We start from the raw sequence: 13,062 nt of genomic DNA, 5'->3' as shown, positions 1-13,062 counted from the left end.
ACACTAGTACCGAACAGCATATTTTATATCTTCCTCATCAAGGAGGTACCGCCAAAATGAAGCCGATTCGCAAGCAATTTGATGCTGCTGCTTCTTTTCCATTTGAATTCAGCTATCGTGCGGTAAAGGATTCACATAATGAGCTGCCCAACCACCTGCATGATTGGCATGAAATCGTCTATGTCCATTCGGGAAAAGGCGTGTTTTTTATTGATGGCTCCTTCTATGCCATAGAACCCGGTGATTTATTTCTGCTCCCTGGCAACACCGTCCATCGTGCATTGCCGGATGAAGAAGCTCCGTTGACGGTGAGCGCCATTTATTTTCACGGACGTATCGTGCAATGGGACTCCTTAGGCGATACCTTTTCTTTTGTTCAATGCTTTGAGGAGGCTAACAAGCGGAAGAGCCAGAAGCTCAGTCTGGATACATCCGACCAGCACTTAATAGAAACGATGCTGATTCATATTAACGACGAGTTGACGATGGATAAACCAGGACGCCGCCATGCTGCCGTCCTTCATCTGCTTCAGCTGCTGCTTCTGCTGAATCGCCAAATACCCGCTCCAACAGCCGAACGGAAACATACAGGTGCACCGGAGTGGATGAGGCTAACGCTTCGTACAATCGACGAACATCCTTTTGGTGACGTCAGCTTATCCACGCTAACCGCCAAAGCGGCAGTGAATCCATCACATTTTACGCGTGTCTTTAAGCTTCTTACTGGTATGACGCTAACTGAATATGTCACGGCAAAACGGATCAGTCACGCCAAGGAACTCCTTCTATCCTCGGATGCACCAATCCATGCGATCGCGAGTGAATGCGGGTTTGAGAGCCTGCCACATTTCCATCGCACATTCAAAAAACTAACAGGAACGACGCCAGCCGGCTACAAACGCAGCAGCCTATCGTCAGACTTTAAATAGGCGCAGCAGGGACTTCATGTTAAGCAGGTTAGCGGATGTATTGATAAATCATCGTACTGTTATCTAAATACAGCTTCAGCTCCTATTTGGTACGATGGGTTCAATTGTTGATAACGAATAGGAGGAAATAAAACATGACAAGTCCATCTAAATTCGGTAGTTTAACGAATGAACAAATTGATTTTTATAATGAGCAGGGCTATCTTGTGCTTCCAAATCTGCTGTCGGAACAGGATTTAGCGCCCGCCAAAGAAGCGATGAATAAGAAAGTATCCATGATTGCAGATGAGTTAATGCATGCAGGACTTATTAGCGATAAACTGGAGCATCGGCCCTTCAAATATAGGCTCGCGGAGTTGTTTGCGGATTTGACCTCAGAGGAATTTCTGAACTACGGTAGAAGCTGGCGTGATAGACTGCCTGGCTACTTCGATTTAATGAGCAATCCAAAAATTTTGGACGCTGTGGAATCTTTAATCGGGGGTGAGCTTTTTTCCAATCCGGTCTACAACACAAGACCCAAAATTCCGAAAGTTGCTGCTGGAGCAGTGCCTTGGCATCAAGATAAATCATATTGGCCCGATGCCAATTCTAATCCTGTCATAACCGTTTGGATTCCTCTTGTCGATGCGAACGAAGTTAATGGCTGCTTGCATATCAAGCCTAAGACTCATCGCACAAAGCTATTGGAATGGCATAGCGAAAACCATACAGGTACAGGCTACACGGCGCTGCATGAAAGCCAGCTGGGGAAAACAAAAACTGTCGTCTTGCCCGTTCCAGCTGGAAGCGCGATTCTATTTAATGACCGTTGTCTGCATATGTCCACCCCCAATGAATCAGACGAGGTGCGCTGGAGCGTAGATTTGCGATATCAACCAACGGATCAAGATCCCATGCCATCCCATGGCGCAGGTTTTTTAGCAAGAAGCTATCTTCACCCAGAAAGAGTGGCCACTCTGGAAGATTGGCTTGCAGAAAAGCCCGAACACAACACATAAAATATATGGGAACTTAGCATTTGTTCAGCCAGAAGAGCGAGATATGCTCTTCTGGCTGTTTATTTTATAAGCTGCAGAACTTCAGGAATGGCAAAAGCTTCGCCTTATTTTAAAGTTGAAGAACTTGGCCTGCACTAATTTTGATAGGCTCATTGTCAACACTTATCCAGACGTCGAGCGCAGAAGGATTATGGACAATGCTTCTATCGACTGAGAATCTAAGTCTCTCGATTGCTTGCATATAGGCTATGATCTCTGCATTCGTAGCATGCCAGATGGTATCGTTATCCTTTAGCAGCTCCCCCGCTTGATCAATAATTTCCCAGTTATCGTCATTGTCAAACTCATAGCTATGACCCCAAACATAAAGCAAAGACATTCTACTAAACCATTCCTTAAAGTCTTTGAAAATTTCAACTTGTTCTAGCAATTGTTTATGATGACATGTTGGATGCCAGCGAAGCGGATCAGCTGGCATATCGAATCTGCCATGGCTGTTCACCGTTCTAGCATATTCAATTCCAAGCGCTGGAAGCATCGCAACGACTTTGTCATTATAAGTTCCAAATGGATAACTCATTCCACGTACCGGATATTGCACAAGACTCTCCAGCGTCCGCCGATCTTCCAAAATTTCATGTGCTACTTGATCTGGTGGAGAGATTTCTAGAAAAGGGTGACTAACCGTGTGCGCAGATACTTCATGGCCTTGAAAGAGCGTTCTAACCTCTTCCGCTGTAATATATCCCTCGCGCCCAAGAAAACCAGAGTTAAGATGAAAGGTACCTTTGAAACCATACTGATTTAATTTCGCTACGAGCTGTCGGTCTTGAGTGCGCCCATCATCATAGCTGAAGGTCATAGCCTTCGTTCGTCCTTCTGGAAATAACGTGTACTGAACTTTCATCACATTTCGTCCTCTCTTATTCTGTTTGCTCAGCTGGACTATACACACTGCTAAAAGAAAAACCCATCAGTTCGATGGGTCAAGCTTTGTGGATAATTACAGCATACTAGGCTTCAACTGCAAAGTAAGCGCTATATCCTCATTATTCCAGCTTGCACTAATAGTTGCAAGCTCTTTTGTACGTTCGATTTGCGGCTTGAAGCTATCAACTCCTTGTCCTATGCAAAGAGAGAAAAGAAATGCAGCCTCGTTCATTTTTTGAAAATCAATAACCTTCTTTTCACCGGTATAAAGTACAAGGTCGATGCCGAGCAAGTCACCCTCCCTAGTTACTTCCCAGCTCCAGTCTCTGGCTGCCTCACCTGCACTCTGATCATCAAAGGCTGCAAACCAGCTGCGCAGCAATACCAGCGTCTCCCCTATTCGCAGGCTAACACTGCCTTTCTCCACTACGGTACTGACCTGATCCAAAGCGCCGCCAATTTCCAGACGGAATCGCAAATCTGACGCTTCGATTGAGCCATGAATCATATCCAAATTCGGGTGGGTATCACCGCCATTGACGACAAAATTCACTCCAAACAACAGATGGTTCTCCCGCTGCTCCCCATGAAAAATAGCAGAACAATAATCATAACCATCGTGCAGCGCACGCAGATGCAAGTAAGTCGCCTCGCCACCATTATCAACATAGGCGAGCAAAGTCCTTGTCTGGTTCCACATAATCTCTTTGTTGAAGCTGCCAAGTGTATAGGTCGGCGTCATATAAGTAGTTGCCCACTTCTCTTTACCGTTCCCATTGATCCCGAAGCATTCCCTTATCGTCCGCTGACCGAGCGCAAGGAAACTTTCTACATATTGCTCTGGACATACAGCGCCGCATTTATACCAATCTTCATAATAAGGAAGTTCATCCTCCGTATAAAAAGCCAGCTTTCCTTTGGTTGCTAATTGTAGAAAAGCTTTGCTTTGAGGGGTAAGCAGCGTTTTGTAACAACGGCTGTGCGGACCGGACCACTGCCTTGTACCGGCATGAAAATGATCCGCTACACTTTTCCATGCGATGTTCAGCAAGTCGTTTCCAAGCTGCTTTGCATAATCATTGCTCGTTTCCGTTACAATAGCAGACAGCTCCAAAATAGCAACATAAGTGTACGTCGGACTATTATATTCTTGGAACGCCTGCCGAGGCATTGTATAGCTATGCAGCTTTTCCAGTCGTTCCAAACCGTATTTTGCATAATCCTGCCGCTCGAACAATTCACCAGCGATGAGCGTAACGAATGCGCCCATAATCGCAATGTTAGTGTAATGCGGTCCAACATTCCGAATGATAATCGCGTCACAGGCATTACAAATAGCTTGTTTCACCGACTGCCGCAGCGTCTCTGGCAGCCTTGCGTCGTGCCTTGAAATGATCAGCACAAGCAGCTTGCCGCAAAAGTCAGCCCAGTTCCAATCAGGAGGGGCCATTTGATCAAGCGGCTCCTCATAAAACCAAGACCAGATACCGAACGTATTGCGGCTCCGATCTGTATCCTGCAAGGAAACGATTTGCTCAATGATATCGAAAGCACGCTGCTCATAATGTTCTTTCCCTGTATCCAGCAGACCCAGCGCATAGCTGAGCGAACTCCGTGTTGAATGGATAAAATCAGCCTGTTTAATGGTCGTATGATAGCCGGGACTACTGAAGGGTGACCTAAGTAAACGGTTTTCTGAATTGTACTGGGAGTCTAGGGAATCAATCAGCTCAATCAACTTGTTTCTGTTATCGAATGAATTATTGGAATAGTCCACTATGTTCATTTCATCCCTCACCTGTAATCAAGTTATCTTCGTTTGCTTGCTCAGAAGTCAGCAAAAGCTTAAATTCTGTCAACAGCTGTAAAGTTAAGCCTTGCCCATAAAGTGTCGGATAGATCGGAATCTGATTATAAGCGTCCACGGATGGCATAATAGGTGTTCCGCCCGAGACACCTGCAACTTCACCATTAGAATTAATTAGCGACAACACTTCAGATAGCGTTCGCTCAGCCGGCTCCAGAAATGAGGCGTCAAGCATACCTGTGTCGACCCCTCTGAGAAAACCGCATGCAATTCCAGCACTTGCCGAGGTTTCTTTATACGTATCCGTGCGATCCAGCACCGTATGCCACAGCCCGTCTGCAGCCTGACAAGAGCGTAGTGCAGCGGCAAGAGTGGAATATCGTTTATTAAGCTCTGTTGGTATGGCTGCTAACCCGCTGATTTCACTCACAATCTCGGGTATGCTCATAACGATCCATGCATTGGCGCGAGCCCAACGAACCGCTGATAAATGGTTGCCTGCCTCACAGTTCCAGCCGTGAAATAACAATCCCGAATTTGAATCCTGCAGCAGCTGCAAGTGAAGCATGGTCTGCTCTAGTGCCTCTGTAGCCAACTGCTTATCACCCGTCGTTTTCGCCAGCCTAGCTAGAAATAAGACAGCCATAAATACCGTATCTGCCCAAACCTGTTCACGGAACTCGACATCCTCCGTAACGGTGTGCTCGAAAGCCCGCTCGCGTGTGCGCGGCGCTTCATTCATCATCCACTGTGCAATTTCCTGCGACTTGGCGAGCAGCCAAGCATCTCCGGAGCGGCGATATAAGGAAGGATATACGGCAAAAGGCGCCATTGCATTAATTACTTTCAGAGCATCGCCCTTATGCTTATTCTGCTCTACCCATTTTTCTACGTACTGGATCGTTTCTTCTTGCCCTGACTTCTCACCATAATCCAGAATTGAGATGATACCGACACCAGGAACCCAGTCCCACTGATTCATATCCATGCCCCAATTCCCCTGATGATCATCGGTCATATAACTGTAGATTTTGCTCATCGCCTCTGCAATCTGCCCTGTCATATCAGTTCTCCTCAGTTAATTGATCAATGTCAATGATGCCAATCCATAAGTGCTGATCCTCATCTGCAAAAGTAAACGACACCTTTTTACTATCGGGACTGAACATGGGGTGGGGATGTCCGGGATGATCTCTCCATAGAGGCAGCTCGCACAGCAGCTTGGAGGTTCGCTTCTCCAAATTGATGAGGACGATTTTGCTTACCTTCATTCCCTCTTCAAACGTATCCGCAACGGCAAAACGCCCATCTGGACTCGGCGCTACATGCCAGTACCTGTAGTCGCCATTGATAAGTTCATGATCTTTGCCCGTTTTTTCAACCCGATATACTCCTGTTGGTTTTAGCGGGCTTTGCGGATACTTGACGAAATACAGATACTCCCCATCTGCTGCCCACATCTCGTGCCCCACATATTCCACATGCTCACCTGTATCCAGCCGCTGCTGGCGAAAAATATTACGTATCTCACGCGTCGTTGTATCAGCAACGTAGATACGATCTGCAATATGGTCTGTCCTGCCCTCATGGGCAAAAAAAACAAGCTGATCATAACGAGGATTAATCATCGAATGATTCGCAATAGGGTAGGGCTCTTTAAACCCCGGTGCAGCAACAACAGAGACCTCACCTGTGAGGACCTCAACAATCCCGACTACCCATTCCTCGCCGTGTTTCCAGTAAGTTCCTATTTTCTTTCCGTCATTTGTGATGGAGAGCGGACCATACACCTCAGTCCCAACCTCCATTCTGCATATGTTGCGAGACAGCATCGTATGCAGATTAAACTCATAAATCGCAGATCCGACATAATAATAGAAATAATCATTTGACGATACAACACCGCATCCCCAGCTGAGGTTTTCTATCATTGTTTCAACCGCACCCGTCTCTATATCAAAAAGAACATAACGCCCTTTAAAGCTCTCATCTATGTCTGTACAGACCATAATATTGCGGCTGTCTGCCATCCAGGTTTGTGCTGTAAAATAGTTTTGGCCGGTATCCGTACCAGGGTTTCCAACAGCCTGAATAGTGATATTCGTTAAAGGATCCTTCAACTTGCGAATGATCATGCTGCACCCTTCCTCTCCTCTATAGTTCAAACCTCTCCATCTTGTTCTCTCCGCGCCCGCTCTCTGAATTCCGTAGGCGTTAGCCCTGTTATTTTCTTGAATAATCTCACAAAGCTATTCACATTTGTATAGCCTACGCCTTCCGCAATATCGCGTATTTTCTCTTCCGTATCCTTCAGCAGCTGCTTAGCCTTGTTCATGCGCGTCTCCATCAAATAATCGATAAAATTGCATTCCTGCTGTTCTTTAAACAGCTTGCTGAGATGAGATACGCTCAAATGAAATTCGCTCGCGAGCAAATTAAGCGACAGGTCGCTGCGCATATAATGTTTTTGAATATAGAGCATCACATTGTCAATGACATCATTTCGTTCCCTGCTGCTTCGCTTTTCCTTAATTCGTTCGATGAAGCTCGAGAGTGATTGTATCGTAAAGGCCTCAAGATGGTGCAGCTGCTCATACTGGTTCAACATTTCAACCATGTACTGCTCCGGCAAAATCCCCTCGGGGTCAACGCCAATTTCAACAGTGGCTGTCGCGGCCTTCATCAGGCATTGTACAATCAGCTGCATAATCATTTCCGGCGGCACGACATGCTCGGTGAACGATTCGAACCATCTGTGTACTTGCAGCTTCATCTTGTCTGTATCTGATACCTTAACCGAAGCGACAATCCCATCTGTCATCGCAAATAATCGGTAAAATTGCGGGGATTGCTCACTGAACACATCCTCTTTCGTAATAATTGAATTGCTCCCCATTACGAGCTTATAGCTCAGCGCCTCAAGCGATTGCTTATATGAGCGATGAATTTCGTTCACCGTTTCAACAATATCTCCAATGCCAATCGTAATCGTGCGGTTAAAATACTCCTGAACGAAATCCTTCATTAAATCAGCTACTGCGACCGCCCGCATCATATGGCGCTGCGGATCATCTTGATCACCGAAGCTCATAATGACAGCGCATTTGCCAATGCTCACTTCCACTGCAATGCCGCGGCTCTCTGCATTCATCAGCTCCTCTGCTACATTGCAGAGCGCATAGGCATAAAGCTGCAAATCCCGCGGCGAAGCAATTTCATGCTTGTTGTCAAATTCAATGCTCATGACGACATAATGCTCTAGATACAAACTAATGCCAAGCATATCCATATAAGGCTGTAGCACTGCAATATTTTTGCGTTTCTCAGAAAGCAATTCAGTGAGCAGCTGCCATTTGATAAGCGGCTTGCTCTCAATCACCTGCTTATGCAACTCTTCCCGATCTTGCAAAATATGCTGTACCGTCGATTCAAAATATTGAAATTCATCCGTGTATTTCCTTGTTGTTCCTTCCTTCGGATGAATTGTCAAATGCCGAGTCATCGCCTGAATAAAACGATTAACTGGCTTGAAAATCCAGCGGCCTACCATCGCTGCCGATGCCGTCGCCACCACAAACAATACAATGGCAAGAATAAGCAGGCCATTGCGAATGGCATAAAGCGGCTTTAGAAACTGCGCTTCTGGCACTACCCGAACAATATTCCATCCCGTATAGTCTGACTTCACATAAAAAACGGAGGATGCAGTCCGTTCAACCTGCTCAGAGAAATGGCCGCTCGTTTCCGAGGCATTCAATATTTGGTTAATATACGGAAATTCACTAATGTCCTTGCCCAGCTTGCTCTGGTCTGCATGCAGCACCACAACGCCTTCACTATCCATAATAAAGGTCTGTCCTTTATCCATCGCAGCCGTATTGCGAATCAAGCCGTACAGCAGATCCTCCTTAATATTTACGGCGATCGCACCTTCCCGCGTACCTGACGAATGAATAAGCGGATAAGAGCGTACCAGCGTTACAACATTGCGGTATACCGGATATTGCGAGTGATTAAGCTGTACCTTGCGAGTCGACATCCAATTGAAATATCCATCATACTGCTGAAATTCTGGAATCCATGAGAAATCCAGCTTATAATCCTGTTCAGTCAATACATTTCCTGAAACGAGCCGCTGCGTGCCATAGGAATAAAGATCGATGGAAAAGAGATAATCAATACTATTAATCGCATTCGTAATTAGAGTGGATACGCGGAAAGCATTGTTCTTACTCTCCAAATCGGTCAGCTCATCATTGAAGAACCGTCCCACCTCAGACGTCTTCAGCAGCTGAATTGCCGATTTATCAATATGCTTAAGCGACAGCTCCAGCTTCTGATCCAGCTGTCCTAGCAGTTCCATGTTCGTACTGGTCAACTGCCGCTCCAGCTGTCGGTTGAATACGGAATATGTCAAAAATGCAGAAGAAAAAACGAGGAAGAACAGCAGCATAGATAGTACTGCAACCGCTTTTACAAGCCGCCGATTTTGTACGAGCTTCATTTCTGTTCCTCCTCCATTTTTATCTTATCGCGCAAATGCTTCGAATCTAAAAGAATCTAGAAGCTGGCTTTATTGTCTTCATACCACTTCTGGGCAATCTCTTCTGCTTTCTCACCGCCAAGGCGTTTCCATTCCTTGCGAATCTGATCCAGTGCCCATTGACCTGTATATTTGTCTCCTTGGGTTACGGCATTAGCACGTGTTTCCCTAATGAAGGTATCCAGTGTTGAACGGATTTCATTAATTTCATCAAAGCTTGGCTGATATGGAATATCGCGGCGGAACTCATTTTTCAACGCAATATCGAGCGATTCCATATCAAGCTTAGCAATGCGCTGTGACAAATCATCGCTGGCCGCTTGAACAAGCAAATTCTCGACTTTAAAACCGCTCTCGTCACGCAATACAGCGTATTCCCCTGCATAAATAACTTCTTTTGTAAATTTATCCGGATCAAGACGTTTCGCAACGTCACCTACCATTTCATGATGGACGCCTTCCTCTCCATTCACGAGTGTGAACCAGCCCTTCTCCAAAATCCAATCCAAATACTCCATAGCGGCCTTCGGATTTTTCATATCCTTATTGAAAGTGACATAAAATAGCGGCGAAGCCTCCTGATACGTACCATATTTGCCATGCGAAGTAGCAACCGCTTCCAATGGCTCAGGCTTGGCGTCCGGCACATTAATGAGTAGATCCTTCGTTAAAATATCGGTATTACCGAGTCCCCATTGCCCCATATAGATTCCAGCTTTACCTGTTGTCCACAACTGGGTTGCACGCTGATTATTGCTATCCGTTAAATATTCACGATCAACAAGTCCCAAATCATACAGCTGCTTCTCCAGTTCAATCGTTTCACCAAAACGATCTAGAGTTGCACCATATACCATTTTCCCATCTTCCACATACCATTGATTGTTCATTGCCGCATAGAGAGCAGAGTAAATATCGAATGTCGTATGACCGACTATTGGCGTGCTGTCTGGGTAGCGTTCTTTCATCGCTTTGGCTACAGCAACAAGCTCTTCAACTGTCGTCGGCCTCTCAAGCTTCAATTCGTCGAGCCAATCCTGTCTTATCCACATGCCATGGTTTACAATGCCGGTAATCGCACGTTTCGTCACTGCCGCATAAACTTCTCCATTGAAAGTAATATAGGGCAACAAATCCGGATTTTCTTCCAAATACTTTTTGTAGGTCGTGCTGTATTTCTCAATATAATCACCGATCGGTTGAATAACTCCTTGGGTGACCAGCTTGCCAATATATGTCCTGTCGTATTCCCACAGCAGGTCCGGCGCTTGTTTCGATGCAATCAATACGTTAAGCGCATCCTGTGCTTGGTTGCGCGGTACAGGTACGATCGTTACATCAATACCCGATTGCTCACGAATCCATTTTACCCAGCGATTTTCCTCATAGGTACCCTCATCGCTTGACACTGCTCCTCTATCAAACGTGGAAATGCTGACCTTCTTAGGCATCCCATCATAGGGATCTTTCTCGCCTGTAGAAGACTCGTTGCCAGGTTTGTCAGTGGCCTTGTTCGTTGTATTCGTAGAGCTGCTGTTTTCCCCACTGTTGGAACACGCCGTTGCCAAGAGTGCCATGATCATAACCAGCATAAGCAACATTTTTCCTTTTTGTATTCTCTTCTGTTTCATACTTGACCTCCTACAAAATAATTTTTTTATATCAAAATGTGCATTCTTGGCACCCTTGATATTCAGCTCATGCCGTGCATTATCCTTTAATCGAACCAAGCAGCACGCCTTTAATAAAATGCTTTTGCAAAAATGGATACACACACAGAATCGGCACGATAGCAAATACGACTGCTGCAGCCCGAATGCCTTCCGGCGTAATCGAGATTTGCGACACACCTTCACCGCTTCCACGCAGCAGTTCTGGACTTACCAAATCGATCATCTGGTACAGCTTCACCATCAATGACACTTTATCCGTACTTCGAATGTAGATTAAGACATTCATATAGGAATTCCACCAGCCCACGGCATAAAACAATGTTAATGCAGCGATGACCGGTTTGGAGAGAGGCAATATGATTCGCCATAAAATAGTGAAATCACCAGCACCGTCAATCGCAGCGGATTCTTCCATCTCGTCAGGCAGCCCTTCCAGAAACGACTTCATTACAAACATATTGTAAGCGCTTATAAGTGCTGGCAGCCAAAGTGCCCAATACGTATTGGTAAGTCCAATGCTATTGATTAGCAGAAAATTAGGAATCAATCCGCCGCTGAACAGCATCGTAAATAAAATAGCCATCAGCATAACATTTCTGCCTTTTAATCTCGCTTTAGAGAGCGGATAGGCAGCAATGATCGTAAAAATCATATTCAACGCGGTGCCGATGACTGTAATGATGATGGTGTTCTTCATCGCTACGATTAATTGCCCATCTTTCAGCAGCTTTAGATAGGCTTCCACATTGAAATCAACCGGCCACATAAAAATTTCCGCCGCATTGATTGCCCTGCTGCTGCTGAATGATACAGCAATCACGTTAATAAACGGAAATAACGCCATGTAAGCAAGCAGCGCCAGCAAGATGTAGTTAAGCCAGCGAAATATGACCGAAAAAACGCTTTGTTTTCCAAGCTTCAGGTTGCATCACTCCTTTCATCCCTTACCACAATCCTCGTTCTCCCAGCGCCTTAATGATTCGGTTCACAGATACAATAAGTATGAGCGCAATCAGTGATTGGAATAAGCCTAATGCAGTTGTGTAACTGTACTGCAGGTTGACTATCCCCCTTGTGTACACGAAGGTACTGATAACCTCAGCCACACTCGTTACCGCCGGATTCCGCAGTGCATAGACCTGCTCGAAACCAACGTCCATCATTTTGCCTACTTGCAAAATAAGAAGAATCGCAATCGTACTGCGAATGCCTGGCAGTGTCACATGCCAGATCTGTCTTATTTTATTGGCGCCGTCAATTTTGGCCGCTTCATACAATGTTGGATCAATTGAGGCCATCGCAGCTAAGTAAAGAATCGTCCCAAATCCGGCTTCTTTCCAAATGCCCGACACAATGAACGTCACCGGCCACCATAGCTTATCTGCCATAAAATAGATTGGCTCTATTCCAAATGCCTGCAATAAATAATTCACTATGCCTGTAGATGGCGATAACAGTGCAATAATGATGCTTCCGAGGACAATCCACGAAATAAAATGAGGAATGTACAGCAAGTTTTGCAATGTTCGTTTGTACCACTCCACCCGAACTTCATTGAGCATGATTGCGAGCAGAATCGGAGCAGGAAACGCAAAGAGCAAGCTGTACAGGTTAAGCAGCAGCGTATTTTTCAATACGATATAAAACTCGCGACTAGCAAACAACTTCTCAAACTGCTGGAATCCTACCCAAGAGCTTCCCCAAATCCCATCGGATAATCGATAATTTTTGAAAGCAATGATTTCTCCAGCCATCGGTGCGTATTTAAATAGCAATAAATAGATGGCTACTGGCACTAGCAGCATATAAAGAAATCGATTGCGTTTTAATTCCTTCCGCATGGATCTTATCCATCTCGAGCCTGCTCCTGCTTTCGGCATTTTAGGCATGGGAGCTAGATCCGCTGACTGCGAATGTTGCTTCAAAGTAATCCCCCTTTCTTTTGGCATGTTATCATTCTGTTCAGCAACGCCTTGCCAACTTAACGTAACATGTACAGCTGAATGCGGAAATCTCCACTTTTTGTGCTGCTATTCCTTCACTCTGAAAGCGCACCCTCCATTTTTGTGATGCTATCCCTTTTTCATTATCTATCGGCTGAAATCCCTTTATTTACTTGAGATCTGGGATTTCGGAATACAAAGTCGAAGTAAGAGAGGCAAGCTTGTGAAGCGCCTGA

General features: G+C 45.4%; 10 protein-coding genes. 2 read left to right on the top strand and 8 right to left on the bottom strand.

Annotated features, from left to right (window positions below; genetic code table 11):
* Nucleotides 1-56 precede the first annotated feature (56 nt).
* The gene (locus ACIFSR_RS19925; protein ID WP_339204815.1) at nt 57-929 is read left to right on the top strand and encodes an AraC family transcriptional regulator; all 873 of its coding nucleotides are present in this window, start codon (nt 57-59) and stop codon (nt 927-929) included.
* Between the two features lie 134 nt (nt 930-1,063).
* Nucleotides 1,064-1,930 (top strand): phytanoyl-CoA dioxygenase family protein, encoded by an 867-nt coding sequence (locus tag ACIFSR_RS19920; protein ID WP_339204816.1) that lies wholly within the window; start codon nt 1,064-1,066, stop codon nt 1,928-1,930.
* Nucleotides 1,931-2,039: 109 nt separating this feature from the next.
* Here the strand turns inward: ACIFSR_RS19920 and ACIFSR_RS19915 are convergent, their stop codons facing one another.
* The 8 genes from ACIFSR_RS19915 to ACIFSR_RS19880 all read right to left on the bottom strand — a co-directional run bounded on the left by ACIFSR_RS19915 (nt 2,040) and on the right by ACIFSR_RS19880 (nt 12,808).
* On the bottom strand, nt 2,040-2,837 hold the full coding sequence (locus ACIFSR_RS19915; protein WP_430060396.1) for a polysaccharide deacetylase family protein: 798 nt from the start codon (nt 2,835-2,837) through the stop codon (nt 2,040-2,042).
* Nucleotides 2,838-2,933: 96 nt separating this feature from the next.
* Nucleotides 2,934-4,646, bottom strand: coding sequence for a hypothetical protein (locus tag ACIFSR_RS19910; protein WP_430059466.1), 1,713 nt, complete (start codon nt 4,644-4,646; stop codon nt 2,934-2,936).
* Nucleotide 4,647: 1 nt separating this feature from the next.
* On the bottom strand, nt 4,648-5,730 hold the full coding sequence (locus tag ACIFSR_RS19905; RefSeq protein ID WP_430059464.1) for a glycoside hydrolase family 88/105 protein: 1,083 nt from the start codon (nt 5,728-5,730) through the stop codon (nt 4,648-4,650).
* Nucleotide 5,731: 1 nt separating this feature from the next.
* The gene (locus tag ACIFSR_RS19900; RefSeq protein WP_430059462.1) at nt 5,732-6,802 is read right to left on the bottom strand and encodes a TolB family protein; all 1,071 of its coding nucleotides are present in this window, start codon (nt 6,800-6,802) and stop codon (nt 5,732-5,734) included.
* 26 nt (nt 6,803-6,828) lie between these two features.
* Nucleotides 6,829-9,171 (bottom strand): helix-turn-helix domain-containing protein, encoded by a 2,343-nt coding sequence (locus ACIFSR_RS19895; protein ID WP_430059460.1) that lies wholly within the window; start codon nt 9,169-9,171, stop codon nt 6,829-6,831.
* Between the two features lie 56 nt (nt 9,172-9,227).
* Nucleotides 9,228-10,841, bottom strand: coding sequence for an extracellular solute-binding protein (locus ACIFSR_RS19890; RefSeq protein WP_430059458.1), 1,614 nt, complete (start codon nt 10,839-10,841; stop codon nt 9,228-9,230).
* Between the two features lie 79 nt (nt 10,842-10,920).
* The gene (locus ACIFSR_RS19885) at nt 10,921-11,727 is read right to left on the bottom strand and encodes a carbohydrate ABC transporter permease (RefSeq protein ID WP_083681751.1); all 807 of its coding nucleotides are present in this window, start codon (nt 11,725-11,727) and stop codon (nt 10,921-10,923) included.
* Between the two features lie 100 nt (nt 11,728-11,827).
* Nucleotides 11,828-12,808: an ABC transporter permease gene (locus ACIFSR_RS19880; protein WP_339204824.1), complete on the bottom strand. Its 981-nt coding sequence runs from the start codon at nt 12,806-12,808 to the stop codon at nt 11,828-11,830.
* Nucleotides 12,809-13,062 lie beyond the last annotated feature (254 nt).

Source organism: Paenibacillus sp. NRS-1760 (genome assembly GCF_050467785.1).
GTDB lineage: Bacteria > Bacillota > Bacilli > Paenibacillales > Paenibacillaceae > Pristimantibacillus.
Note: the sequence above shows the minus strand (reverse complement) of the source record. Positions and strands in the feature narration are given on the sequence as shown.

Bases quoted from the DNA above. Each gene is read 5' to 3' on its own strand.
- ACIFSR_RS19905 (WP_430059464.1), bottom strand. From the start codon at position 5,730: ATGACAGGGCAGATTGCAGAGGCGATGAGCAAAATCTACAGTTATATG.
- ACIFSR_RS19920 (WP_339204816.1), top strand. From the start codon at position 1,064: ATGACAAGTCCATCTAAATTCGGTAGTTTAACGAATGAACAAATTGAT.
- ACIFSR_RS19900 (WP_430059462.1), bottom strand. From the start codon at position 6,802: ATGATCATTCGCAAGTTGAAGGATCCTTTAACGAATATCACTATTCAG.
- ACIFSR_RS19925 (WP_339204815.1), top strand. From the start codon at position 57: ATGAAGCCGATTCGCAAGCAATTTGATGCTGCTGCTTCTTTTCCATTT.
- ACIFSR_RS19910 (WP_430059466.1), bottom strand. From the start codon at position 4,646: ATGAACATAGTGGACTATTCCAATAATTCATTCGATAACAGAAACAAG.
- ACIFSR_RS19915 (WP_430060396.1), bottom strand. From the start codon at position 2,837: ATGAAAGTTCAGTACACGTTATTTCCAGAAGGACGAACGAAGGCTATG.
- ACIFSR_RS19895 (WP_430059460.1), bottom strand. From the start codon at position 9,171: ATGAAGCTCGTACAAAATCGGCGGCTTGTAAAAGCGGTTGCAGTACTA.
- ACIFSR_RS19890 (WP_430059458.1), bottom strand. From the start codon at position 10,841: ATGAAACAGAAGAGAATACAAAAAGGAAAAATGTTGCTTATGCTGGTT.
- ACIFSR_RS19885 (WP_083681751.1), bottom strand. From the start codon at position 11,727: ATGGCGTTATTTCCGTTTATTAACGTGATTGCTGTATCATTCAGCAGC.